General features: G+C 74.3%; 19 protein-coding genes. 8 read left to right on the forward strand and 11 right to left on the reverse strand.

Features of this window, described 5'->3' with window-relative positions:
• Positions 1 to 21: 21 nt before the first annotated feature.
• Positions 22 to 3,687 (forward strand): CHAT domain-containing protein, encoded by a 3,666-nt coding sequence (locus tag J2X68_RS03800; RefSeq protein ID WP_310430983.1) that lies wholly within the window; start codon positions 22 to 24, stop codon positions 3,685 to 3,687.
• A gap of 28 nt (positions 3,688 to 3,715) precedes the next feature.
• On the opposite strand, the gene J2X68_RS03805 is transcribed toward J2X68_RS03800, so the two are convergent.
• Entirely contained in the window at positions 3,716 to 4,828 is a 1,113-nt protein-coding gene (locus J2X68_RS03805; RefSeq protein ID WP_310430984.1) for a tetratricopeptide repeat protein, read from the reverse strand.
• Between the two features lie 230 nt (positions 4,829 to 5,058).
• On the opposite strand from J2X68_RS03805, the gene J2X68_RS03810 reads away from it, so the two are divergent.
• Positions 5,059 to 6,099, forward strand: a complete 1,041-nt coding sequence (locus J2X68_RS03810) for a YihY/virulence factor BrkB family protein (protein ID WP_310430985.1) — start codon at positions 5,059 to 5,061, stop codon at positions 6,097 to 6,099.
• A gap of 6 nt (positions 6,100 to 6,105) precedes the next feature.
• Here the strand turns inward: J2X68_RS03810 and J2X68_RS03815 are convergent, their stop codons facing one another.
• The 4 genes from J2X68_RS03815 to J2X68_RS03830 form a co-directional block, all read right to left on the reverse strand.
• A complete protein-coding gene (locus J2X68_RS03815; protein ID WP_310430986.1) occupies positions 6,106 to 6,885 on the reverse strand; it encodes a polysaccharide deacetylase family protein in 780 nt (259 codons plus the stop codon).
• A 191-nt stretch (positions 6,886 to 7,076) separates the two neighbouring features.
• Complete coding sequence (locus J2X68_RS03820) at positions 7,077 to 9,008, reverse strand: cellulase family glycosylhydrolase (RefSeq protein ID WP_310430987.1); 1,932 nt, start codon at positions 9,006 to 9,008, stop codon at positions 7,077 to 7,079.
• Positions 9,009 to 9,181: 173 nt separating this feature from the next.
• The gene (locus tag J2X68_RS03825; protein ID WP_310430988.1) at positions 9,182 to 9,754 is read right to left on the reverse strand and encodes a hypothetical protein; all 573 of its coding nucleotides are present in this window, start codon (positions 9,752 to 9,754) and stop codon (positions 9,182 to 9,184) included.
• A gap of 314 nt (positions 9,755 to 10,068) precedes the next feature.
• Positions 10,069 to 11,496 carry a hypothetical protein gene (locus J2X68_RS03830; protein ID WP_399039220.1) on the reverse strand — a complete coding sequence of 476 codons (1,428 nt, stop codon included), beginning with the start codon at positions 11,494 to 11,496 and terminating at the stop codon, positions 10,069 to 10,071.
• A gap of 65 nt (positions 11,497 to 11,561) precedes the next feature.
• Between J2X68_RS03830 and J2X68_RS03835 the strand changes: the two genes are divergently transcribed.
• Positions 11,562 to 12,875 (forward strand): molybdopterin-dependent oxidoreductase, encoded by a 1,314-nt coding sequence (locus tag J2X68_RS03835; protein ID WP_399039221.1) that lies wholly within the window; start codon positions 11,562 to 11,564, stop codon positions 12,873 to 12,875.
• Positions 12,876 to 13,194: 319 nt separating this feature from the next.
• On the opposite strand, the gene J2X68_RS03840 is transcribed toward J2X68_RS03835, so the two are convergent.
• The 3 genes from J2X68_RS03840 to J2X68_RS03850 are packed head-to-tail and all read right to left on the reverse strand — an operon-like array spanning position 13,195 to position 15,337.
• Entirely contained in the window at positions 13,195 to 14,004 is an 810-nt protein-coding gene (locus tag J2X68_RS03840) for a methyltransferase domain-containing protein (RefSeq protein ID WP_310430990.1), read from the reverse strand.
• Entirely contained in the window at positions 14,001 to 14,618 is a 618-nt protein-coding gene (locus tag J2X68_RS03845) for a DUF2064 domain-containing protein (protein WP_310430991.1), read from the reverse strand. Before J2X68_RS03845 ends, J2X68_RS03840 begins: the two co-directional genes overlap by 4 nt.
• Positions 14,615 to 15,337 carry a glycosyltransferase family 2 protein gene (locus J2X68_RS03850; protein ID WP_310431354.1) on the reverse strand — a complete coding sequence of 241 codons (723 nt, stop codon included), beginning with the start codon at positions 15,335 to 15,337 and terminating at the stop codon, positions 14,615 to 14,617. The genes J2X68_RS03845 and J2X68_RS03850 overlap by 4 nt, the downstream gene beginning before the upstream one ends.
• Positions 15,338 to 15,481: 144 nt before the next feature.
• Between J2X68_RS03850 and J2X68_RS03855 the strand changes: the two genes are divergently transcribed.
• Both J2X68_RS03855 and J2X68_RS03860 read left to right on the forward strand, forming a co-directional pair.
• Positions 15,482 to 16,219, forward strand: coding sequence for a response regulator transcription factor (locus J2X68_RS03855; RefSeq protein ID WP_310430992.1), 738 nt, complete (start codon positions 15,482 to 15,484; stop codon positions 16,217 to 16,219).
• 2 nt (positions 16,220 to 16,221) lie between these two features.
• The gene (locus J2X68_RS03860; RefSeq protein ID WP_310430993.1) at positions 16,222 to 17,331 is read left to right on the forward strand and encodes a HAMP domain-containing sensor histidine kinase; all 1,110 of its coding nucleotides are present in this window, start codon (positions 16,222 to 16,224) and stop codon (positions 17,329 to 17,331) included.
• A 10-nt stretch (positions 17,332 to 17,341) separates the two neighbouring features.
• On the opposite strand, the gene J2X68_RS03865 is transcribed toward J2X68_RS03860, so the two are convergent.
• Entirely contained in the window at positions 17,342 to 18,343 is a 1,002-nt protein-coding gene (locus tag J2X68_RS03865; protein ID WP_310430994.1) for an NAD-dependent epimerase/dehydratase family protein, read from the reverse strand.
• A 145-nt stretch (positions 18,344 to 18,488) separates the two neighbouring features.
• On the opposite strand from J2X68_RS03865, the gene J2X68_RS03870 reads away from it, so the two are divergent.
• The gene (locus tag J2X68_RS03870; RefSeq protein ID WP_310430995.1) at positions 18,489 to 19,220 is read left to right on the forward strand and encodes a flavodoxin family protein; all 732 of its coding nucleotides are present in this window, start codon (positions 18,489 to 18,491) and stop codon (positions 19,218 to 19,220) included.
• Between the two features lie 409 nt (positions 19,221 to 19,629).
• Here J2X68_RS03870 and J2X68_RS03875 read toward each other — a convergent pair whose 3' ends face one another.
• Positions 19,630 to 20,127, reverse strand: coding sequence for a peptidylprolyl isomerase (locus J2X68_RS03875; protein WP_310430996.1), 498 nt, complete (start codon positions 20,125 to 20,127; stop codon positions 19,630 to 19,632).
• 95 nt (positions 20,128 to 20,222) lie between these two features.
• The gene (locus J2X68_RS03880) at positions 20,223 to 21,701 is read right to left on the reverse strand and encodes a glutamate-cysteine ligase family protein (RefSeq protein ID WP_310430997.1); all 1,479 of its coding nucleotides are present in this window, start codon (positions 21,699 to 21,701) and stop codon (positions 20,223 to 20,225) included.
• Between the two features lie 607 nt (positions 21,702 to 22,308).
• Between J2X68_RS03880 and J2X68_RS03885 the strand changes: the two genes are divergently transcribed.
• Both J2X68_RS03885 and J2X68_RS03890 read left to right on the forward strand, forming a co-directional pair.
• On the forward strand, positions 22,309 to 22,728 hold the full coding sequence (locus J2X68_RS03885) for a hypothetical protein (RefSeq protein ID WP_310430998.1): 420 nt from the start codon (positions 22,309 to 22,311) through the stop codon (positions 22,726 to 22,728).
• 161 nt (positions 22,729 to 22,889) lie between these two features.
• Positions 22,890 to 24,512, forward strand: a complete 1,623-nt coding sequence (locus J2X68_RS03890) for an MFS transporter (RefSeq protein ID WP_310431355.1) — start codon at positions 22,890 to 22,892, stop codon at positions 24,510 to 24,512.
• Positions 24,513 to 24,650: the final 138 nt, after the last annotated feature.

The following is a 24,650-nucleotide window of genomic DNA, read 5'->3' on the forward strand; positions in this document are numbered from 1 at the left end:
CCGCGACCCTATGGTGGGGGCATGGGCAACGACGTTCCCCGCTTCTGGCGGTCGGCAGGGCCGTCCATCGACGCGCTGCACCGCCAGGCCCTACGGGAGTCGGAGCTCTACCACCGCACGGGGGACGTCACCGCGCTGCGCCGGGCGCGCGACCTGCACCGCCGGGTCGTCGACGCCACCTCCGACGACACTCCCGGCCGGGACGTGCACCTGAGGAACCTCGCCCACGCCGAGGCCCAGCTCTACGAACACACCCGGGACCTGCCGACCCTGGCGCGCGCGATCGACGGCTACCGGCACGCCGTCGGCGTGGCCCCCGGCGGACACCCGTACCGCGAGGTCTACCTCTACGGTCTGGGCCGCGCCCTGCGCCGGCTCCACCACCACACCGGTGAGCTCGCCCCGTTGGAGGAGGCCGCCGACATGCTGCGCCGCTGCGTGGCGCTGCCGCCCGCGATGCCCGGCGAAAGGGCCGCCCAGCTCGGCGGACTCGCGGAGGCGTTGGGGGAGCTGTACGGCCTCGACGGCGGCCCGGAGCGGCTGCGCGAGGCCGTGGCGGCACAACGGCGGGCGCTGGACCACACCCCGCCGGAGAGTCCGGACCGACTGCCCAGACTGATCAACCTCGCCTCGTTCCTCAGCGGCTGGTACGAGGTGACCCGGGAACGGGCCGCGCTGGACGAAGCGGTGGACGGCCTGCGCAGGGCCCGCGACGAGCTGCTCAGGAACGGCGGCACGGAACCGTGGCAGCTGGCCGCGAACCTCGCCGGGGTCCTGACCGAGCGGTTCCGGCTCGACGGCCGGCTGGACGAACTCGACGAGGCGGTCGCGCTGCTGCGGCACGTCGTCGAGGCGGATTTCCCGCTCGACGACTTCGAACGGCTCCTGATGCCCCTGAAGGCGGCCGCTCTCGCGTTGCTGCGCGCCGAGCACTCCGGCGAGGTGAGATGGGCGGACTGGGCCGTCCGGACCCTGGGGGAGACCGCCCGGACGCTCCCCCGCGAGGACCCCAACCACGACGCGGTGCTCCTGGAGCTGGGCAAGGCCCACGGGACCCGGTACGGCCTCTCGGACGATCCGGCCGACCTCGAGTCGGCCATCGGCGTGCTCGGCGCCGCCCTCGACGTGGCGGGCGGGCAGGAGGAGTCCGCGGAGAACGCCAGGGCCGCCGCCGCGGAGCTCGCCTCCCAGCTGGCCCGCCGTCACGACCGCACCGGCGCCCCGGCCGACCTGGACCGGGCCATCGCCCTCCAGCAGGACGCGGTCCTGCACGTCCCGCGCCACAGCCCCAACTTCGCGACGCTGCACGCCGCCCTCGGCCAGACCCTGCTCCAGCGCTTCCGAACCCGCAACGACCTCGGTGACCTCGACCGGTGCGCCGATCACCTGCACCGGGCTCTGGCCGCCCTGCCGCCGCACGCGCCGGACCGCTCCGCCGTGCTGTCCACCCTCGGCAGCGCCCAGCTCGCCCGCTACGAGCACACCGGGCACCGGCCGCACCTGCACGAGGCCGTCGATACCCAGCGCGCGGCGCTCGACGCGTGTCCGGCCGGAGACGTCCAACGGCCCTTCCTGCTGGGCAACCTCGCCCTCCTGCTGCGACTGCGCCACGACGCCGTCGGCGTGGGCACCGCCGACCTCGACGAGGCGGTGGGCCTGCTCCGCCAGGTGCTCGCCCTGCGGCACGGCGCCTCCGGAGCGGGCCGGATCACCCTGCTGGAGCTGGCCGAGGCGCTGCGCTCCCGCGCCGACGCCGGGGGCGGCGAAGCCGATCTGACGGAATGCGTCACGTTGCTGCGCACCCTCGTCGACGGCTACCCGGCCGGGCATCCCGGACAGATCTCCGCCCGCACCGCGCTGGCCGAGGCGCTGCACGGACTGTTCCTGGTGACGGACGACGGACGTCTCCTGGCGGAGGCCTTCGAGGTGGCTCGCGCCTCGGTCGAGGTGCGGGCCGTGCCCGTCCGCGACCGGCTGCGCGCCCGCGCCACGCTCGGGCAGGTGTGCGGCACCCGGCACGACTGGGAGGCCGCTCGCCACTGGCTGACGGAGGCGGTGCGGCTCCTGCCGCGGCTGGCCGCCCGCGAGCTGAACCGCACGGACCAGCAGCATCTGCTGGCCCGCGAGCACGGTCTGGCCGCCGAGGCGGCCGCGTACGCCCTGGAGGCCGGCCGGCCCGAGCAGGCCCTGGAGGTGCTGGAGCACGGGCGCGGTGTGCTCCTCGGCCGTCTGCTGCGGTCCCGGGAGACCGACGTGGCGCTGCTGCGGGAGCGCGCGCCGGCGCTGGCCGAGCGGTTCGTACGGCTGCGTGACGTGGAGGACCCGGTGCCGCACCGCTCCGACGCGTACTCGGCGGCGGGGAAGCGGGCCGACGCCGAGCGGATGCGGACCCACGAGGCCGACTGGGACGAACTGGTGGGCGAGGTAAGGTCCCTGCCGGGGATGGCGGACTTCCTGCGTCCGCCTTCCGCGCAGGAGATCATCCGGCGTGCCGGGGCCGGGCCGGTCGTGGTGATCAACATCAGTATCCGCTGCGACGCCCTGATCGTGGCCGACGGGACACTCGACGTGGTCCCGCTGCGGATCACCGCCGAGGAGGTCCAGCACAGGGTGGCGGGATTCCTCTCCGCGGTCGACGCGTCGACGGACGGCTCGAACGGCACGGACGGCACGGACGGTTCGGGAGGCCCCGGCGGTTCACCCGGCTCCGGCGGCCTCGACGGACGGCTGGCCCGGCAGGAGACGGTCGCACGGACCCTGGAGTGGCTGTGGGACACGATCACCGGACCGGTCCTGCAACGGCTCGCCCCGGTCCTGCGACCCGGCCCCGGCGGTACTCCCGCGCGCGTGTGGTGGTGCCCCCAGGGGCCGCTGGCCTTCCTGCCCCTGCACGCGGCCGGCTACCACGGCCCCCGGGCAGACGGTGGCGACGAGCGGTGCGTGCTGGCACGGGTGGCCTCCTCGTACACCTCCACCGTGGCCGCGCTCCACCACGCGCGCACCCGGCGGCCGGGTACCGGCGCGGACGGCTCCGGCCAGTTGATCGTCAGCATGTCCCGCACCCCGGGGGCGGGGGACCTGCCGAACGCGGACGCCGAGGCGCACGCCGTCGGCCGGTACCTGACGAACGGCCGCGCTGCCGTCTCCCTCGCCGACGAGAGGGCGACCCGGGACGGCGTCCTGGAGGCGCTGCGGCACACCCGGTCCGTGCACTTCGCCTGCCATGCCGTGGCCGACACACAGGACCCCTCGGCCTGCCGCATCCTGACCCACGACCACGCGACCCGGCCGCTCACCGTCGCCGACGTGGCCGGGCTGCGCCTCGACGGCGCCCACCTGGCCTACCTGTCCGCGTGCGCCACGTCGGCCACCCGGAAGGAGCTGGTGGACGAGGCCGTCCACATCACCGGCGCGTTCCAACTGGCCGGATTCCGGCATGTGGTGGGCACCCTGTGGCCGGTCGGGGACGAACTGGCGCCGGAGCTGGCCGCCGCCTTCTACGCGGCGCTCGCCGGAGAGGCCCCGGCGGCCACCGGGGCTTCGGGAGCGCGGGCGTACGCCGGGACGGATCCCCGGGCGGAGGACGACCGCGTGGCACTCGCCCTGCACGCCACGGTGGCCGAACTGCACCACCGGTACGCCTGGTTCCCGTCGCTCTGGGCCTCGCACATCCACGTGGGGGTCTGACCGCGACCGCGGCGCGGGCGGGCGCCGCTCAGCCGTCGCCCCCCATGACCAGGCGGAGGTTCGCCCGCGCCTCGGCGGTGCGGGGGTCGCCGGGACCGAACCGGCGCTCGTAGACGGCGACCACCTGGCGGCACAGCGCCTCCGCCTCGGCGCGGCCGCCCCGGCGGTGCACCATCGCGGCAAGGTTGCGCATGCCGCCGACGGTGCGGGGATGATCGGTGCCGTAGATCGCGGCGTAGCCGTCCACGACCGTGCGCATCAGCGCCTCCGCCTCGGCGGCCCTGCCCGCTCCGTGCAGCACCGAGGCCAGGTTCTGCCGGGCCGACAGCGTGTCCACGTGGCCCGTGCCCTGGCTCCGCGCCCGGAAGTCGACCACCGTCCGGTAGTGCCGCTCGGCCTCGGACCACCGGCCCAGGTCGGACAGGACGGCGGCCTGGTTGCCGCGGGCGTCCATACACAGCGGGTCCTCGGCTCCGAACAGCCGTCCGGCCTCCTCCGCCACCTCGCGGTACAGGCGCTCGGCGTCCTCGAGCCGCGCCTGCGCACGCAGGGTGCCGGCCAGATCGTTGCGGCTGCTCAGGGTGGACCGGTGTCCCGGGCCCAGCACCCGCTCACGGACCGCCAGCACCTCGCGGACCAGCCGTTCCGCCTCGGCCGGACGCCTCGTCCGCAGGGTGATGCGAGCGACCCGGGCCAGGCTCGTCAGGGCGTCGGGGTCGTCCTCGCCGGACGCGCGGACCTGTTCGGCCCACACCGTCCGGGTCAGCCGCTCCGCCTCCGACAGCTCGCCCAGGTCCTCCAGCGCCCGCGCCAGGGACGACGTGGCCTGCAGGGTGTCGGGGTGACCGTGGCCGAGGACGGTCCGGCGGCCGGTCAGGACATGGCGGTACAGCGCGACCGCGTCCCCCGCGGAGCCCTGTCCCCAGAGCACCTCGGCCAGCTCGAACGCCGCGGTGAGCGTGTCGGGGTGGGTCGCGCCCCCGTTCTCGTACGCGGCGCTCAGGGTCAGGCGCGCCTTGGCCTCCGGCGTCATCGTGTAGGTGATGTTCACGTGCGGGATGCCGTCGGCTCCCTCCCGTCGCGTGACGCGGTAGGAGATGCCCTCGGCCAGTTCGCCGCTCCCGACGTTCTCCGGCTCCACCGGGCCGGGCTGCGGGCCCGCCTTCCGCCGGCGTCCCCGCCCTCGCCATCCACCACTCACCGACCGCCCCTCCCCCTGGCGCGATTCCTGATCCGATCCCATCGTCGCGCAAGGTTCCGCACCGGCCTAGGGCCAGTCCCCGCCACACCGGAGCGTCCCGCGGAACCCGCCCGGCCCGGCCGCAGTCCCGATCGACGCATGGAACAGGCCGTTGCGGTTACTGGGTTGGCATGGCACGCACATCGAAATCCGACCAGGACGACGCGACACCGTCGGTGACCGGTCGGGAGGAGCCGCCCGGTCCGGACGAGCAGGTGGAACGGCAGGCGCCGGACGGTCCGCGGCAGTTGCCCAGGCACTCCTGGGCGGCCGTGCTCAAGGGCACCCTCAGGGAGTTCAAGGACGACGAACTCACGGACCGGGCCGCGGCACTGACGTACTACGGGGTGCTGTCGATGTTCCCGGCCCTGCTGGTGCTGGTGTCGCTGCTGGGGCTGGCGGGGAAGTCGGCGACCGACGAGGTCCTGGACAACCTCCGCAAGGTGGCGCCGGGTTCGGCCCGCGACATCATCAGCGATGCGGTGGAGCAGTTGCAGGGCAGGGGCGGGGTCGGCTCGCTCATGGCGATCGTGGGTCTGGTGCTGGCGGTGTGGTCGGCGTCCGGCTATGTCGCCGCCTTCATCCGCAGCGCCAACGCGGTGTACGACATGCCCGAGGGGCGGCCGGTGTGGAAGGTGCTGCCGCTGCGCGTGGGCGTGACGGTGGTGCTTCTGGTGCTCGCGGTCGCCAGCGCGCTGATCGTGGTGTTCACCGGCGGGCTGGCCCGTCAGGCCGGCGCCGCACTGGGCATCGGGGACACGGCGCTGGTCGTGTGGTCCGTCGCGAAGTGGCCCGTCCTCGTCGTCCTCGTCACGATCATGATCGCCCTGCTGTACTGGGCGACGCCGAACGTCCGGGGGCGCGGACTGCGGTGGACCACGCCGGGGAGCGTGCTGGCGCTGCTGATCTGGCTGATCGCCTCCGCCGGCTTCGCCTTCTACGTGGCCAACTTCGGCTCGTACAACAAGACCTACGGCACGCTCGCCGGAGTGATCGTCTTCCTGGTGTGGCTGTGGATCAGCAACATCGCGATCCTGCTCGGCCTGGAGTTCGACGCCGAGCTGGCCCGGCAGCGTGCGGTGGCCGGCGGGCTGCCCGAGGGCGAGGAACCGTACGTCCGGCCCCGGGACACCCGCGCCTGGAGCGAGGAGGAGAAGCACGGCGCGGAGTGAGCGCGCTCAGCGCACCGGGAAGCCGAAGGAGTACCCCTGCTGCCGCAGCCACGGCAGGACCTCGCGCAGGGCGGCCACCGTCTGGGAGCGGTCACCGCCCGCGTCGTGGAACAGGATCGTCGGACCGTTGGACACCTCGCTCTCGACGGTGGCGACGATGGCCGCGGAGCCGGGCCGTTCGAAGTCCTTGGTGTCGACGTTCCAGCCCAGCGGCCGCATCCCGCGCGAGGCGGCGAGCTCACGGCTGTAGGGGGTGAAGGCGCCGCCCGGCGCCCGGTAGTACACCGGGCGGACGCCGCCGGAGGCTTCGGTGATCATCCGTTCGGCGTCCAGGATCTGCTGTGACTGGTAGGACTCGGGCTTGGTGTCCATGGTGGTGTCGTGCGAGACGGTGTGGTTGCACAGCCGGTGCCCGTCCGCCACCACGGCCTTGACCAGGTCCGGATGGGCCTGTGCCTGGGTGCCCACCATGCAGAAGGTCGCCTTCACACCGTTCTCCCGCAGCACCTGCAGGACCTGGGGCGTCCAGTCGGGGTCCGGGCCGTCGTCGATGGTGATGTTGACACCGCGGGCACCGCGGTCGGAGGCGTGGACGATGTCCACCGACACCCGCTCGGCCACGGAGCCCGCGGCGGAGGGGCTTGCCGAGGCGCCCGATCCGGCCTGGCCTCCGTCGACCGGACCGGCCTGCGCGGTCCACACCGAGGTGACGGCGGCCAACGCCGTCACACCGACCGCCGCCGCGATAACCCGGCCGTACCATCCCCGCCCGCCATGCCGCGCCATGTCTGCCCTGTCCGTGTGGTGTCGGTGGATCCCCGCCCTCGGTGGACCCCGTGCAGCTGTCAGGACGGTGAAACACCCCGGCGGGATCCGCCTGTTACGGATCACGGACAATTTCGCGGGAGTTCCGCGACGCACGGCCGTCCGCGCCCTCGACGCAAGGGTGTGCCCCGCCCGTCGGGGGGCGTGGTGGCTCATGGGGTCAGCGGGACGCACAGGAGGGCGTCGGGGCCCGGTGCGCTGCCGAACCGGGTGGTGAAGGCGACGCCCGCGGCGTACTCGTCGGCGGCGCACTGGCCCTTGTAGTGGCCCTGGGCGAAGTCGCCGCCGCCGTCGGCGGGCCGGTTGTCGGACCGGTCGAACCAGACGGTCCGCCCGGCCCGGCCCAGCGCGGTGCGGGCGGGCACGCACAGGGCGGCCGACACGCGCTCCCCGCGGCGGCTGTAGCCGATGAGGAACTGTCCGGCGGGACACTGGAGTTTGGTGTAGCCGCCGGCCCAGTCGCCGCCCGCGGGCACGTGGCGCTCGTCGGTGACGACCGTCTGCGCGTCGCCCGCGGCCCGCAGGTCGCCGCCGGCCGTGTCGGTGCACAGCCCCCGGCCGCCGCTGTGGCTGAGGCCGATCAGCCGGAGGCCGTCGGGGCAGGCGGCCTTGGTGGCCCCGGAATCCCAGTCCCCGCCGGCCCGCACCCGCCGGGACCGCACCGCGTCGCCGTGGTCGGTGGCGAGCATGCGCCGGACCGGCACCGGCGGGACGGTCCCGGTGCGGGTCGCGGACGTCATGAGGTGGTCCCAGGCGGCACCGCGCCAGTCGGCCTGGTCGAGGATGCCGTACCGTCGCCCCGCGGTGTCGTAGCGCAGCAGCGCCCAGTCGTCGTGGCCCTCCCAGCCGACCAGGGGCCAGTAGGCGAAGTCGGCGTCGTGGTCGGCGAAGTAGTCGGTGAGATTGCCGAACCAGGCACGGGCGGCGGCGCCTGTCTCCTGGGCGCCGATGCCGAACTCGCTGATCCACACCGGCGCGGTGTAGTGCTGTCCCTCCGCGGTGACGAAGAAGGCCTGGTCGGTGAGGACCTGGGACAGCTGGTCGCGGGTCAGGTCCTGGTAGCGCGGGTCGTGGGTCTCGCCGATCCCGGTGGCGCCGCTGTGCCGGGGGCCGGTGTAACCGTAGAAGTGGGCGGAGTAGACGAGCTTGTGCGCGTCCAGGAGCGTGTGCGAGAGCGTGCGGACGGGCGCGAGGGTGGGGCGCTCGTGCGGCAGCCCGTCCACGGGCAGCCCGGTCCAGTTGATGCCTTCGACGACGATGAGCAGGTCGGGGTCGGCCTCCGTGAGGATGCGGTCCGCGGCGGTCCGGGCCGCCGCGTACCAGTCGTGGTCGTCGCCGAGGCCCCAGTTGGGGTCGTCCAGCACGTCACGGCGCACCTCGTTGTAGAGGTCCGCGCCCACGACGCGCGCGTCGGAGGCGTAGCGGCGGGTCATGAAGACCCAGTCGTCCGCCCACTGCGCGGTGGACTGCCCGCTGTTCCAGCGCTCGTTGCCGTCCACGCCGCAGCACCAGCGGGTGGTGTTGGTGTGGTTGTTGAGGATGACGGCGAACCCGTCCCCGGTGAGGGCGGCCACGACGGCGTCGAAGACCTGCAGGGGTGTGCTGCCGCGCAGGTGCGGGTTGGCCGCGACCGCGCTGTCCGGTACCGGGGCCGTCGTGCGGATCATCTCGTTGGAGAACGGCAGCCGGATGCTGTTGACGCCGAGCCGGTGGAAGTCGGCGAGCAGCGCGGGCAGCGGGGCGCGGTCCAGGCCCAGGGGTATGCCGGAGGAGTTCTGCCCGGCGTGGTGTGAGGCGGGATCGGCCTTGTTGCCGCTGCCCGACCACGAGCCCTGGGCGCCGTCCCAGTTGGCCGACTTCAGCCGGAATCGCTTCCCCCGCGCGTCGACGATGTAGCGGCCCCTGGTGGACAGGGGCGGCTGCCAGTCCTCCGCCGCCGGGGGAGCGTCCTCGGCCGGGGACACGGCGGCGACGGCGTCCCCGGCGGCGGCCGGGGTCGCGGCCGCCGCGGCCGGCGACGGGGCCAGCAACGCGAGCATCGCGGCCGATACTGTCAGGTACTTGACAAGTCTGGGAGTCTGCATCCGGTCCTCTGCGGGGCGCGGTGGGGGTGGCGGGCGGCGACCGACAGCCTACGAAATCCCGGCGGAGATGTCCCGGGTGCCGGGGGAACACACGGGCACGACGGGCATACCCGCGCCGCGCCCGGCGCCGGCCCGCGAGGCCGGGCGCCGGGTGTCGTCCGGGACGTCCGGTGTCACCAGGTGTGCGCGACGTCCACCACGAGGTGGTCGGCCAGGCGCAGCACCCGGAAGGGCAGGCGGGCGCGCACGCCGAGACCGAACTGCGTCACTCCTTCGAAGCTCCCGGCGTACCGGGTGTCCCGGAAGGTGCTGTAGCCCGCGAGGTTCACGCCCGGCAGCGGCTGGGCCACCCGTCCCGGATAGGTGGGTGTGCCGGTCTCGGGGTCGTAGGAGGGCGCGTCGACCCGCACCTCCAGGATGGCGCCGCCGCCGACCGCGATGGGGCGGCCCGAGCCGTCCTGGTAGAGCCGGTCGACGTACGCGACGGAGAAGCCGAGTTCGGCGGCGCCCGCGCCCGGGACGTCGACGACGAACCGGTCGTAGCAGTCGTGGCGGCCGGTCCTGACGTTCGTCAGCGGCGTCGCCGTACCGGCGACGAACGACTTGCCGAGGCTGCCCCAGCCGGTCGGGCAGGCGGTGGCGGCCCGGGTGGCCGCGGCCGGGGCGGCGGTGGCCGGGACCGCGGCCACGCCCAGGGTGGCGGCGAGGAGGGCGGCGGTTGCCCAGACGGTTCTGCTTCGCACCATGGTGTCCCCCAAAGGTTGTGTCGGACATCACCTGAGACAACCCGATTGCCCCGAAGGTTGTGCTGTTTTCCGTATCGATACGGAGCGAGCGGACCGGCCCCTCCGGGGGAGTGGCCGCACCCCCCCGGAGGAGCCATCGTCCGGGCGGTCACCACGCCGGCGCGGCGGCGGGGCGTCCCGTGCCCCGGATCGTCGTCGTGGTGCGCGGCGTGGTCATCGTCGACGCCGACGCCGTACGGGAGGAGGCTGCCGGGCAGCCCGCGTGCCGCGGGCGGTTGCCGTCGTGCGCGAGGGTCGCGCCGTCGCGCCCCGGCTCACCAACCGGTCAGCAACAGGTGGTTGAGCAGCAGGGCCAGGACCGCCTGGGCGGCCAGCCAGCGACCCGGACGGATGAGGAACGCGCAGGCCGGGAGCAGCCACAGAGCGAAGGGGAGCCAGATGCGTTCCGTCTCGGCCTTGCTCATGCCGGACAGGTCGGCGACGAGCAGGGCCAGCAGGGCGGCGGCCACGAGCAGGGCGAGGCGGCCGTCCGCACCGGAGCGGGGCGGGTCGTCCGGTCGCGCGGGGCGCGCGCCGCCGTGGCGGCGGAGCGTCCCGGCCGTCCGCCGTAGACCGGCCGCCGTCGCCAGGCCCGTGATCAGGACCGCGCAGGCCAGGTCGGCCCACACCCAGTATCCGTACGGGCGGACGCCGCCCGCGCCCTGGTGGTAGCGCGTGACCAGCAGCCGGTACGCCTCCCACCAGTCGAATCCCGCGAGCGTGAACGCCGTCGGCGCCACGGCCGCCCCGGCGAGCAGCAGCACGAGCAGCCCGGGACGCTCCCGGACGCGCGCCCGGCCGAGCAGCAGCACCGCCGCGCCGATGAGCGCGAACAGTGTGAGGCCGTAGGAGAGGTAGCAGGTCAGGCCGAAGAGCAGGCCCGAGCCCAGCGCCGCGCCCCTGGCCCGTCGTCCCGTGACCGCCAGGGCCAGGAGCGCCACCGACCACGCGGCCACCGCCGTGAAGTAGGCGTCGGCCGACGTCCCCATCCACACCGCGGCCGGGGCCAGCACCAGGAAGGGGGCGGCCCGCCGTGCGAGCCCCTCGTCGGCCAGCGCCCGCACCGCCACCAGCACGGCCACGCAGGCGGTCGCGCCGACGACGACGCACCAGGCGCCGGCCCAGCCGCCGCCCCGCAGCCCGATCCGGTCGAGGAGGACGAAGGTCAGGGTGGCCGCCGGGGGGTGACCGGCGACATGCGCGGGCCAGTTGTCGGGGGACTCCAGCAGGATGTGGTGGGTGAAGTCGCGCAGGGCCGCCGGGATGTCGTGGAAACGGCCGACGACCTGGAGGTATTCGTGGCGGGTGGTGAGCCGGCCGGCGACGCCCCGCTGCCAGCCGTCGATCAGGGCGAGGGAGAGGATCCAGGCCGTGGCCGTGCCCCAGGCCGCCGCGAGCAGGGCCCGCCAGGGCAGACGGGCGGCCAGCGCGGGACCGTACCCCGCGGTCGCGACCGCCAGCACGACGGCAGCCGGTGTGCCCGGTCCCGTGTGCGGGCCCCAACTGCCCAGCAAGGGTGGCCAGTCGACCCGGAGGGTGTGATGGGTGTGCTGGATGTGGCGGCCGATCAGCACGGCCGCCGTCACGAGCAGGACGGCGGCGCCCGCCGCGTACAGATCGCGGCGGACGTCACGGCGGGGGTCTCGGGTGCTGCCGGCGGAGCGCGGGGCGCGCGGCTCGGCGGAGCGCAGGGTGCGGGTCACAGCGGCACGCTAGGCCGAGCGGCGGGCCGCGGGCCGCCGTCCGGGCCGGACGTCAGCGTTTCGTCATGGGTCGCGCACCCTTTCCGGGGGGTGCGGCGGCCTACGGTCGGGGCATGCGAGACGACTCACGGCTCCCCACCTCTCCCGGCTTCTGGCGCAGCCCGCTGCGCGGCCCCTGGTTCACCTCGGTGCTCGGTCTGGTGCTGCTCGTCGGCATCACGGTGCTGTTCGTGACGGGTCTGCTCTCGTACGCCGCCTACAACCCGGACCTCTCCCCGGTGAACGACAAGACCCCCGACAAGGGGATCCTCGGCTTCTACCTCTTCGCCTGGCCGACCGGACCGCGCTGGCTGTACCGGGTCGACCAGGGCGTCCACGTCACCCTCGGCATCACCCTGATCCCCGTCCTGCTGGCCAAACTGTGGTCGGTGGCGCCGAAGCTGTTCGCGCTGCCGCCGGTCCGCTCGCTCGCCCACGCGCTCGAGCGGCTCTCCCTGCTGCTGCTGGTCGGCGGCGGACTGTTCGAGTTCACGACCGGCGTCCTCAATGTGCAGCTCGACTACGTCTTCCCCGGATCCTTCTACCCCCTGCACTTCTACGGCGCGTGGGTCTTCTTCGCCGCGTTCGTCGCCCACGCCGTCCTGAAGGCCCCGGCGGCCGTACGCAATCTGCGCCGCCTGCGGGAGGAGGGGGAGCCGCCGCCGTCGCGGGCGACCGCGGCCGCGCGGGAGCCGGTCTCCCCGCGCCCGGATCCCCCGACCGTCTCCCGGCGCGGTGCGCTGTGGTTCGTCGGGGGCGGCTCGCTGCTGCTGTTCGCCACGACGGCCGGCCAGAGCTTCGACGGACTGCTGCGGCGCACGGCCCTGCTCGCTCCGCACGGCGGCGCCGACCCGGGCAGCGGCCCGAACGGCTTCCAGATCAACAAGACGGCCGCGTACGCCGGGGTCGTCGCGGCGGACACGGACGAGGACACCTGGCGCCTCGTCCTCACGGGCCGCACCGGCACCCTCCGCCTCAGTCTCGACCGGCTGCGTGAACTCCCGCTGCACAGTTCCGCGTTGCCCATCGCCTGCGTCGAGGGCTGGTCCACCTCGGACCAGTGGTGGCGGGGCGTACGGCTGCGGGACCTGGCCGCGCTCGTCGGCCACGACGACCCGCCGGACGTGTTCGTCGAGTCCCTCCAGCGGCACGGCGCCTTCCGCCACGCCGCTCTGCGCGCCAACCAGGTCGCGGACCCGCGCTCCCTGCTCGCCCTGTACGTCAACGGCGAGCCCCTGAGCCCCGACCACGGCTGCCCGGCGCGGGTCATCGTGCCCGCCGCGCCCGGCGTGCTCAACACCAAGTGGGTGGCCCGGATGACCTTCGGGGAGACGCGATGACGCCCGTGCGACGACGGCCGGTGATCGGCAGTCCGTTCCAGATCCTTGTGCTCGCCTGCTCGTTCGCGCTCGCCGCCTACGCGGGTGTGCGTCTCCTCGCCGACAACTGGTTCGGCGTGGCGCTGTGGTGGGTGGGGGCGGCGGTGCTGCACGACCTCGTGCTGCTGCCCCTGTACGCGGCGGCCGACCGGGCCGTCGTACAGGGGCTCGGCGCCACAGGGCACCGACGGTGGGCGATGTACGTCCGGGTCCCGGCCTCGCTCTGCGGACTGCTGCTGCTCGTGTGGTTCCCGCTGATCAGCGGGCGGGTGGAGGTCCGCTACCGGTCGGCCACCGGTCGCTCGGCGGACGGGTTCCTCGCCCACTGGCTGCTGATCACCGCGGTGCTCTTCGGCGGCTCGGCGCTGCTCCTTGCGCTGCGACTGCGCAGGGCGACGAAGCAGCGGCCGCCGGCCGTCCACTGACCGGCCGTCCGCCACCCCTCGCGGGCCGCGTACCGCAGCAGGGCCGGGGTGCCGAGCCGCGCCCAGGGGAAGGCCCGGCCGGTGCCGCGCGCCTCCGGCAGGCCGACGACCTCGACCTCGGCCCGCTCGTCCACGTCCACCGGCACGGTCTCGGCGATCAGCAGGCCGCCCGGGACGAGCAGGGCGGCCGCCCGGCGCAGCAGCGCGAGCGGGTCGCCGCCGATGCCGACATTGCCGTCGATGAGCAGCACGGTCGCCCAGCGCCCCTCGCCCGGCAACGGGTCGAAGACCGACCGCCGCAGCGCCTGACCGCCCAGCTCCAGCGTGTGCGCCACGGCCGCCTCGCTGACGTCGATGCCCAGCACGGTGCGTCCGCGGGCGGCGAGTTCGGCCACCAGGCGGCCTGGCCCGCAACCCACGTCCAGCACGGCTCCCTCGCACCGGTCCAGGATCGCGAGGTCGGCCGGGTCGGCGCGGGCGCACCACCGCTCCACCTCCAGCGGCAGCAGCCAGCCGTCGGCGCGGCGCAGGAAGAGCGGGCCCCGGCCGGTGCGCAGGGCCGCGCTGTACGGGTCGGCGGCCGCCCAGGCGCCGGCGGCCCCCGCGACCCCGGCCGCGCCGCCGTCGGCGGGGCCGTGGCCGGTGAGCTCGTACGCGGTGTTCACCGGCCGACCGCCGCCGTGAGCCCGGCGAGACAGGCGGCGAACCGGCTGTGCGGGGCCAGCGCGGCGACGGCCGTCGCGTCCGGTGCGGTGTCCACGTCCCGCAGACACGGCAGGTCGCGCACCCGCAGCCCCGCGCCGACGAGCCGCGCCCGCTGCGCGGCCCCCGTCGTGGGCGTCGACATGGGCACGCCCCGCAGCAGAGCGGGATCCGGCTCGGCGAGCCCCAGCGCCCAGAAGCCGCCGTCCCGCGCCGGGCCGAAGTACGCGTCGCAGCCCTCGAAGTCGGCGGTCAGCAGCTCCGGCGTCACCTGCGGAGTGTCCATCCCGATGAGAAGGGCCGGGCCGTCGCACCGGGCGAAGGCGTCCGCGAGCCGTGCGTCGAGTCCGCCCGCGCACTGCGGTACGACGTCGAAGCCGGGCGGCAGCCAGGGCCCGGGGGCCCCGTCCAGCACCAGGACCCGTCGGGAGGCGGGCGTGGCGGCCACCACCCGCAGCGTGTCGGACAGCGCCGCGGCCGCCAGCGCGGCCGCCTCCCGCGGGGTGAACGGCGGGGTGAGCCGGGTCTTCACCCGGCCCGGCAGCGGTTCCTTGGCGATGACGAGCAGTGTGGTCACCGGGCGGCCCCTTCGCGCGCCGGAGCGCCGTCGAGGACGCGGCTCATGTCCCGGACCGCCTGCCAGGTGCCGCGCCAGGTGCCCGTCACCTTCGAGACGCCCGTGCGCGGCAGATAGGGGACGTCGTGCTCGGTGATCCGCCAGCCCGCGTCGGCGGCGCGCACCACCATCTCCAGCGGGTAGCCGCTGCGCCGGTCGGTGAGCCCGAGCGCGAGCAGCGGCGCACGGCGGGCGGCCCGCAGCGGGCCGAGGTCGTGCAGGCGCAGCCCGGTGCGGCGGCGCAGCAGCCGGGCGAGCGCGAGATTGCCGGCCCGGGCGTGCGCGGGCCACGCGCCCCGGCCCGCCGGCCGCCGGCGGCCGAGCACCAGATCGGCCGTGCCGGCGCGGACCTCGTGGACGAACGGCGCGAGGAGCGCCGGGTCGAGGGAGGCGTCGCAGTCGCAGAAGCAGACGATCTCGGCGGTCGCCGCGGTGAGTCCCGCGTGGCAGGCGGCGCCGAAACCCCGGCGGGGCTCGTGGACGACTCGCGCGCCGAGCGCGCGGGCGATCTCCGCCGAGCCGTCGGTCGAGCCGTTGTCGACGACGATGGCCCGCCAGCCTCTCGGCACGCGGGCGAGCACCCAGGGGAGAGCCTCGGCCTCGTCGAGACAGGGGAGCACGATTTCCGCCTCTGCCTCTGCCGCTGCCCTTGTCGCTGCTTCTGCTGCTTCTGCGTCCATTGCTTCTGCGTCCGTGGTCACGGTCCTCACCCTACGAACGCGAACCGGACAAAACGGCCTTTGGCTCCTTACGAAACGCGGACGTCCGGCCGCCGTGGGGCCCGGGGCGCGGCACGGACCGGGGCGCGGTGCGAGGCTGGGCGCATGCAGCAGCCGCACGAGTCCCCGCCCCCTCCGCCCGGATCGGCCCGGGTCCTGGTCGTCGACGACGACCCCACGGTCTCGGAGGTCGTCGCCGGATACCTGGACCGGGCCGGCTATGTCGTCGACCGGGCCGACGACGGCCCGACCGCGCTCACCCGGGCCGCGGAGCACTGGCCCGACCTGGTGGTGCTGGACCTGATGCTGCCCGGCATGGACGGTCTCGAGGTGTGCCGCCGGATGCGCGGGCACGGGCCCGTGCCGGTCATCATGCTGACCGCGCGCGGCGACGAGGACGACCGCATCCTCGGCCTGGAGGTCGGCGCCGACGACTACGTCACCAAGCCCTTCAGCCCCCGCGAACTCGTGCTGCGGGTCGAGTCGGTGCTGCGCCGCAGCCGGCCCGCCACGGGCGCGCGGGTCCTGGGCGCGGCCGGCCTGTCCCTCGATCCCGGCGCCCGCCGCGCCACCAAGGACGGCGTCGAACTCGCCCTCACCCTGCGCGAGTTCGACCTGCTCGCGTTCTTCCTGCGGCATCCCGGGCGGGCCTTCGGACGGGAGGACCTGATGCACGAGGTGTGGGGCTGGGAGTTCGGCGACCTGTCCACCGTGACCGTCCATGTGCGCCGGCTGCGCGGCAAGGTCGAGGACGACCCGGCGCGGCCGCGGCTGATCCGGACGGTGTGGGGCGTGGGCTACCGCTTCGCACCCGAAGCCGACTCCGGCCCGGAGGGGGAGTGACCGTGCGCGACACCCTGCTCATCGCCCTGTTCGCCTTCCTCGGCGCCCTGCTGGCGGGGCTGCTCGGCGCGGGCGCGCTGTGGCTGCTGCGCCGCCGCTCGTTCACCGCGTCGCTCACCGTGGTGGCGGTCGTCGCCGTGACCGCGATGCTGGCGGGGACGCTGGCCGTGGCGCAGGCGATGTTCCTGTCCGGGCACGACCTGAGCGTCGTGACGACGGTGGTGGCCATGGCCGCCGTGGTCTCGCTGGCCACCGCGCTCCTCCTCGGCCGCTGGGTGGTCGCCCGCAGTCGTGAACTCACCCGTGCCGCCCGCTCGTTCGGCGACGGCGGCGCCTTCACCGCCCCGGCCGGGCCGACCACCGCCGAGTTGGACGCGCTGAGCCGGGAGCTGGCGGCGACCAGCGGGAAGCTCGCCGAGTCCCGCGACCGCGAACGCGCCCTGGAGACGTCCAGACGAGAACTCGTCGCCTGGATCTCGCACGACCTGCGCACGCCGCTGGCCGGACTGCGCGCGATGTCGGAGGCGCTGGAGGACGGCGTCGCGGCCGACCCCGACCGCTATCTGCGCCAGATCCGCACCGAGGTGGAACGGCTCAACGACATGGTGGGCGACCTGTTCGAGCTCTCCCGCATCCACGCCGGGGCGCTCGCCCTCTCCACCTCCCGCGTGTCCGTGTACGACCTGGTGGGCGACGCCCTCGCCGGCGCCGACCCGCTCGCCCGCGAACACGGCGTACGGCTCGTCGGCGGCCGTGTCGAGCCCGTTCCGGTCGAGGTGGACGGCAAGGAGATGAGCCGGGTGCTGGGCAATCTCCTCGTCAACGCCATCCGGCGCACGCCCGCCGACGGCACGGTCGCCGTCGCCGCCGAACGCTCGCCCGCCGGGGTCGTCCTCTCCGTCACCGACGGCTGCGGCGGCATCCCCGAGGAGGATCTGCCGCGCGTCTTCGACACCGGCTGGCGCGGCACGCACGCCCGGACGCCGCCGGCCGGCGCGGGGCTGGGCCTCGCCATCGTGCGGGGCATCGTGGAGGCCCACCGGGGCTGGGCCACGGTGCGCAACATCCCGGGCGGCTGCCGCTTCGAGGTGACCCTCCCGACGGCCCCCTGAGCCCGGCGGGTCACTCCCCGCGCAGCCCGGCCCGCGCGAACTCCCGCATCCCCTCCTGGAACCCGACCCGGGGCTTCCAGCCCAGCTCGGCCCGCAGCCGCGCGGAGTCCGCCGTGATGTGCCGGACGTCGCCCAGCCGGTACTCGCCGGTGACGACCGGCGGGGGGCCGCCGTACGCGGCGGCCAGGGTCCGCGCCATCTCGCCCACCGTGTGCGGCTCCCCGCTGCCGGTGTTGTACGCCGTGAGCGCGCCCTGCGGCGGGCGGGCGTCCAGCGCGGCCAGGTTGGCGGCGGCCACGTCCCGCACGTGGACGAAGTCCCGCCGCTGCCGCCCGTCCTCGAAGACGCGCGGGGCCTCGCCCCGGGCCAGCGCGGAGCGGAAGAAGGAGGCGACCCCGGCGTACGGCGTGTCACGGGGCATCCCGGGCCCGTACACGTTGTGGTAGCGCAGCGACACGGCCGTCCCGCCCGTCGACCTGGCCCAGGCGGCGGCCAGATGCTCCTGGGCCAGCTTGGTCGTGGCGTACACGTTGCGCGGGTCGGCGGGGGCGTCCTCGGCGACCAGCCCGGGGGCGAGGGCCCTGCCGCACGCCGGGCACGGCGGCTCGAACCGTCCCGCGTCCAGATCGGCGACGGCCCGCGGCCGCGGTCGCACCACCCCGTGTTCCCGGCACTCGTAGCGCCCCTCCCCGTACACCACCATCGACCCGGCGAGCACGAGCCGCCCGACGCCCGCCGCGGCCATGGCGGCGAGCAGGACGGCCGTCCCCAGGTCGTTGCGCGACACGTATTCCGCCGCGTCGGCGACGCCGTCGCCGAGCCCGACCATCGCGGCCTGGTGGCAGACGGCGTCGACGCCGTCGAGGGCACGGGCGACCGCCACGGGGTCACGCACGTCGTCGGCGGCGTCGCGCCGGACGTCGTACACGAGCGCTTCGTGCCCGCGCGCCCGCAGGGCGTCGACGACATGGGACCCGATGAACCCGGCACCGCCGGTGACCAGTACACGCATACCGCCACGCTAGGGCCGCGGCCGGGCCGGGCCTCGTGACCCGCCCGGCATGTCATCACTCCGTAAGACGCACCCCGCGCGTCGGACCGGGGCGCGACGGACCCGCCGCGAGACGCTTCCCACGCCTTCAGCAAGGGAGACCCTCATGGCAGCCTCGCCCTCCTCCGACGAGACGTACCGCTTCGCCGACCTCAGCGCCCTGTTCGTCAACTGCACCCTCAAACCGTCCCCGCAGCTCAGCCACACCCAGGGGCTGGTCGACAAGAGCCGGGCCGTCATGGACGCGCACGGGGTCAGCACCGACGAGATCAGGGCCGTCGACCACGACATCGCCCCCGGCCTCTACCCGGACATGACCGGACACGGCTTCGCCGCCGACGCCTGGCCGGCCCTGTACGAGCGGGTGATGGCCGCCGACATCCTGGTGCTGGCCGGACCGATCTGGCTCGGCGACAACAGCTCCGTGACGAAGCGGGTCGTCGAGCGCCTCTACAGCTGCTCCGGCCTGCTCAACCCGCAGGGCCAGTACGCGTTCTACGGGCGGGTGGGCGGCTGTCTGATCACCGGCAACGAGGACGGCGTGAAGCACTGCGCGATGAACATCCTCTACAGCCTCCAGCACCTCGGCTACACGATCCCGCCCCAGGCGGACGCCGGCTGGATCGGACCGGCGGGTCCCGGGCCTTCGTATCTGGATCCCGGCTCGGGCGGCCCGGAGAACGACTTCACCAACCGCAACACGGCCTTCATGACGTGGAACCTGATGCACCTCGCGGCCCTGCTCAAGCGCAACGGCGGCGTCCCCGCCCACGGCAACCGGCGCGCGGAGTGGGACGCGGGCTGCCGCTCCGACGCGCCCAACCCCGATTACCGCTGACGTCCGCCACGGGATCCCACCGGCAGGCGGACCCCACGGAACACTGCAGGGAACCGGCAATGTGCGGGCCCGCGGCGGTCACGCATCACGGCCCGCGGGGACACCGCGGAGGGTCCCGGCGCCCGGCGTCCATGAGGCCGGGCGCCGGGACCCGGGGCGGCGCGGGGGGGGGGGGGGCCCCCCCCCCCCCCGGGGGGGGGGGGGGGGGGGCGGGGGGGGGGGGGCCCCCCGTGGGTTTTTTGCCCGGGGCCGGCCCCCGGCATGGGGGGGGCCGGGGGGGGCCCCCCAACCGGGCCGGGGGGCCCCCCGGGGGGGGCCCGGGCCCCCGGGGCCCAGGCGGCGGGCCCCCGGGACCCGGGGCGCCGACGGCCGGGGGTCGCCCCCCGGCCGTCGGGCGTGCGAGGCCTGGTCAGAGCTGGCCGGACTCCGCGATGGTGATCTTCGCCGAGGTCGAACCGCTGCGCGAGCCGTAGGACTCGATCTTCTTGACGAGGGCCATGCTGGCCTCGTCGGCGACCTCGCCGAACACGACGTGCTTGCCGTCGAGCCAGTCGGTGACGACCGTCGTGATGAAGAACTGCGAGCCGTTGCTGTTGGGGCCGGCGTTGGCCATGGAGAGCAGGCCGGGCCGGTCGTGCTTCAGCGTGAAGTTCTCGTCGGCGAACTTCTCGCCGTAGATGCTCTTGCCGCCCGTGCCGTTGCCGCGGGTGAAGTCGCCACCCTGGAGCATGAAGTCGGGGATGACCCGGTGGAAGGAGGAGCCGGCGAAACCGAAGCCCTTCTCGCCGGTGGCCAGCGCGCGGAAGTTCTCGGCCGTCTTGGGGACGACGTCTTCGAACAGGTTGAAGTTGATCCGCCCGGCGGGCTCGTCGTTGATGGTGATGTCGAAGTAGATCTTGAACGTCATGGTTCTATCCTGCACGGTCTCGCGAGTGCTGCCGAATCGAGGGGTCGTGTCGACCCTCACACCGACCGATCGGGCGGTCGGTCGGGTGCCGCCGCTCAGTCGACCGGCCAGGTGTGGGCGGGGGCGTTGAGGTGCATGTAGTCGATGTAGAGCTGGGTCATCCGCCGCAGCGCCTCGTGCCGGCCGGCCTGTGCGGAGGCGGTGAGGCGGTGGAACATCTCCTTCTGCCAGACGGCGCCGTTGCGGCCGGTGACGCACCGCTGTTCGATGATTCCGAGCAGTGGCTCCCGCCAGGCCGCGTCCATCCCGGACAGTTCCAGTCCCCGGTGGGCCAGCGGCAGCAGGCGCCGCAGGACGAGCTCGGCCACCGGCGCCTCGCCCATGCCGGGCCAGTACAGCCGGGCGTCGATGCCGTCCCGCGCGGCCGTGTGCAGATTGTCCTCGGCGGCCCGGAACGACATCCGGGACCACACCGGCCGCTCGTCCTCCACCAGGGCCCGGGTGAGGCCGTAGTAGAAGGCGCCGTTGGCGAGGGTGTCGGCGACGGTCGGACCGGCCGGCAGACAGCGGTTCTCCACCCGCACGTGGGGCTGGTCGTTGGCGACGGCGTAGACCGGACGGTTCCAGCGGTAGATGGTGCCGTTGTGCAGGGTCAGCTCGCCCAGTTCCGGGACGTCCCCGCCGGCCAGCGTGTCGCGCGGATCCTGCTCGTCGCACAGCGGCAGCAGAGCGGGGAAGTAGCGCAGGTTCTCCTCGAAGAGGTCGAAGACGCTCGTGATCCACCGCTCCCCGAACCACACCCGGGGACGCACTCCCTGCACCTTGATCTCCTGCGGGCGGGTGTCGGTGGCCTGCTCGAACAGCGGGATACGCGTCTCGTGCCACAACTCCTTCCCGAACAGGAACGGCGAGTTGGCCGCCAGCGCCACCTGGACGCCGGTGATCGCCTGCGCCGCGTTCCAGTAGGCGGCGAACTCGTCGGGGGAGACCTGGAGATGGAACTGCGTGCTGGTGCACGCGGCCTCCGGGGTGATCGTGTCCGCGTACGTGCGCAGCCGGTCGACACCGTCCATCTCGATGTGCAGATCCTCGCCCCGCGCGGCGAACACCTGGTCGTTGAGCAGCCGGTAGCGGGCGTTCTCCGACAGCGCCGACTCGCCGACGTCCTCCTGCCGCAGCGTCGGGAGGATACCGATCATGATCAGATGCGTGCCGACCGACCGGGCACGCTCGTCCGCGTGATTGAGCGCGGCACGGATCTCGGCCTCCCAGGCGTCCGGACCACCCTGGGTCAGGCGGCGCGGCGGCACGTTGATCTCCAGGTTGAAGCGGCCGAGCTCGGTGGACCAGGCGGGATCCGCGATCGCGTCGAGCACGTCGCTGTTGCGCATCGCCGGTTCGGCCTCGTCGTCGACCAGGTTCAGTTCGATCTCGAGACCGACCCGGGGCCGCTCGGCCTCGAACCGTGACTCGCGCAGCATCTGCGCGAACACGTCGAGGCACTCCTGCATCTTGGTCCGGTATCGGCGGCGGTCCTCGCGGGTGAAGACCAGCGCCGGGACATCACGTCCCATGGGCCCTCCCGGCTTGCCCTGTGTCGGACGCCCTCGCCTCCAGCGTCGCACCACCCGACGCGCCTCACCAGGCGGGAAGCGCGGCCCGGGGCGGGCCCCGCCCGGCGACCGGGCCCCGGGCCGCCAGGTGACCGGTTCCGACAGCCGGGCCACGTCCCGCGCGGCGTCCCGGGCCGCCCGCTCGGCCCGCCTGGGCGGCGTCCCGGAGCCGTTCCCCGGCCTCCTCGCGCTCCCGCTCGGCGCTCCGGAGCCCTTCGCGCCCCTGCCGCAGCCGCTCCTGCGCCGCGGACTCGTGCGCACGGGCCCGCTCGGGCACGGGGGACCGGTACGGCTCGCGGGGGCGGTGAAGTCGGTGGGCGGCGTGACGCAGAGCTCGTCGAGGACCTGTGCCACGTCGTGCCCCGCGGCGGGGACAGCCGGTCGTGCACCCTTGCGCGCCATGTTCGTCAGCCTCCACCCGGCCGGTTCCTCGGGCGTCCCGACGGCGCGTGAGCCGGGGCGGGGCCGGGATCCGGCCAACGTGACCGCCCTGAGTACGCGTACTCAGGGCGTGGGACGATCATCCCGGCAGAGTGTGGGGTTCATGACACATCACGGAGGAGTGAACATGAGCCGCATGAGAAGAGGCCTGGCCGTGACGGCGCTCGCCGCCGGGGCGCTCACGGGTGCCGCCACCGTGCCCGCCGCCGCGACGGGGGACCCTCTGCTGGCCCATCCCGGGCCGGACGGCCTGGTGTGGGTGGAGGAGTGGGCGGGGGACGGCGGCGTCGCGTCGGGCGGCGCCTGGGAGGGCCTGCCGACCGTCCTCACGGTGGCGTGCGAGGGCGGTGGCGACGTACGCGTGACGATGCGGTCGCAGGAGACCGAGGTCGCCGCGTTCTCGGTCGACTGCCCGGCGGGAAGCGCCGGGGTGGGCTCGGCGACCATGGCCGCGGGCGTCGTGCGGCCGGGCTCCTTCACCGTCGGCGTGGACGCTTCGGCGGACGGCGTCCGGTGGTCGCTGACCGTCACTCAGCCGGAATCCTGACCCGGAACCCGGAACCCGGAACCCGGCCGCCCCGAGCGGTCGGGCGGCGTTCCGGGGCCTCCCGGCGGGCCCCGGTCCCACGCGATGAGGGGCCCGCCCGCCGCCGAGCCGCACCGGATGCGTCGTCAGGAGACCGGGTTCAGACTGAGGGCGTGACTGGCATGTACACCAAACAGCAGGCGGGGAGCGCGCGCGGGGGCCCGAAGGGGCCGTCGCAGTCGGTGGCGCTCGCGGCCATGATGTTCGCGGTGGCGATGACGTTCATCGACCAGACCATCGTGTCGATCGCCGCACCGGACATCGTCCGCGAACTGGGCCTGTCCGCCTCCGGTATGCAGTGGGTCGTCAACGCCTACCTGCTGGCGCTGGCCGCGTTCTTCGCCCTCGGCGGACGTCTGGCGGACCTGCTCGGTCCCCGGCGCGTCGTCGTGGCGGGCACCCTGGTGTTCGTCATCTCGTCGGTCCTGTGCGGCTGCGTGCCCAGCGGCGACTTCGCGCTGCCGTGGCTCATCGTCTTCCGGGCGACGCAGGGGCTCGGCGCGGCCCTGCTCTTCCCCGCGGCGCTCGCGGTGGTCGTGGCCGTCTTCCCGGTGGACCGACGCGGTCGCGCCCTGGCCCTGTTCTTCGGTGTCACCGGCGCGCTGACCGCCATCGGGCCGCTGCTCGGCGGCTGGCTCACCGACTGGACCTGGCGGGCGATCTTCTGGGTCAACGTGCCCGTGGCCGTCGTCGCGTTGATCCTGACCGCGCTCGCCCATGTCTCCGATCGCCGCCGTGACGAACCCCTGGACGTGCGGGGCGCCGTGCTGATCGCGGTCGGCATGGGCGCGAGCGTGCTGGGCTTCCAGCAGGCGTCGGCGTGGGGCTGGGACAGCGTGCTCACCTGGGTCTGCATCGTGGGCGGTCTGGCGGTGCTGTGGCTGTTCTGCCGCTTCGAACTGCGCACGGCCCACCCGTTGATCAACCTCGCGGTGTTCCGGGACCGTGCCTTCACGGTGGACGGACTCGTGCTGTTCTTCGCCATGCTCGCGTTCGTCCCGCTGTTCTTCTTCGCCTCCGTCTACGCGCAGGTGTCCCTGAGCGCCTCGCCCAACCAGGCGGCCATGTACCTGCTGTACTTCTTCGTGGGGTTCGCGCTGGCCTCGCAGTGGGGCGGGCGGATCCTGGACAAGCGGGGCGCGCGGCCGACCATGAAGATCGGTTGTGTGGTCGGAGCGGTGGGCTTCGCGCTGTGGGCCGGAAAACTGACCGATCTGTCCATGCACGACCAGTGGCCCTACGCGGCTCTCGCGGGGGCCGGCATCGGCTTCATCCTCGCGCCTGCCTCGACCGACGCCGTGAACCGGTCGATCGACGCCTCCTACGGTGAGGTCACCGGCATCACGCAGACGATCCGCAACTACGCGGCGAGCGTCGGCCTGGCGCTCTTCGGCACCCTGCTGACCCACCGCATGACCGAGAACGTCACCGACACGCTCGAATCGCGTGGCGTGCCGTCAGGGACCGCGGAGGGCGCGGCGAGGGACGTCGCCGAGGCGATCACCGGCAATGCCGACGACCGGCAGCTCAGCGGGAGCGGCCCGGTCGCGCGGACGGTGCAGGACTCGATGTCCGCGATCCGGATGGACTTCGCCGAGGCCAACCAGTGGGTGTTCTACGGGATGGCGATCGCCCTGGGCGTCGGATACCTGTGCGCCCTCCGCCATCCGGGCGGCACGAGCGGCACGGAACGACCCGACGCACCCTCGGACGACCGCGCGCCCGCCCCTGGCCGGCCTGCCTGACGAACGACGAAAGGCGCAGGGCGAGAAGCGCAGGGCGAATGGCGCCGGGCGAAGGGCCCCCGGGACGGGGGCGAACGACGGGGGGACGGTCTACGGCCGGAAGCCGGGGAAGCCGGAAGGCTTCCCCGGCTTCCGGGG

This window comes from Streptomyces sp. 3330 (genome assembly GCF_031456635.1).
GTDB lineage: Bacteria > Actinomycetota > Actinomycetes > Streptomycetales > Streptomycetaceae > Streptomyces.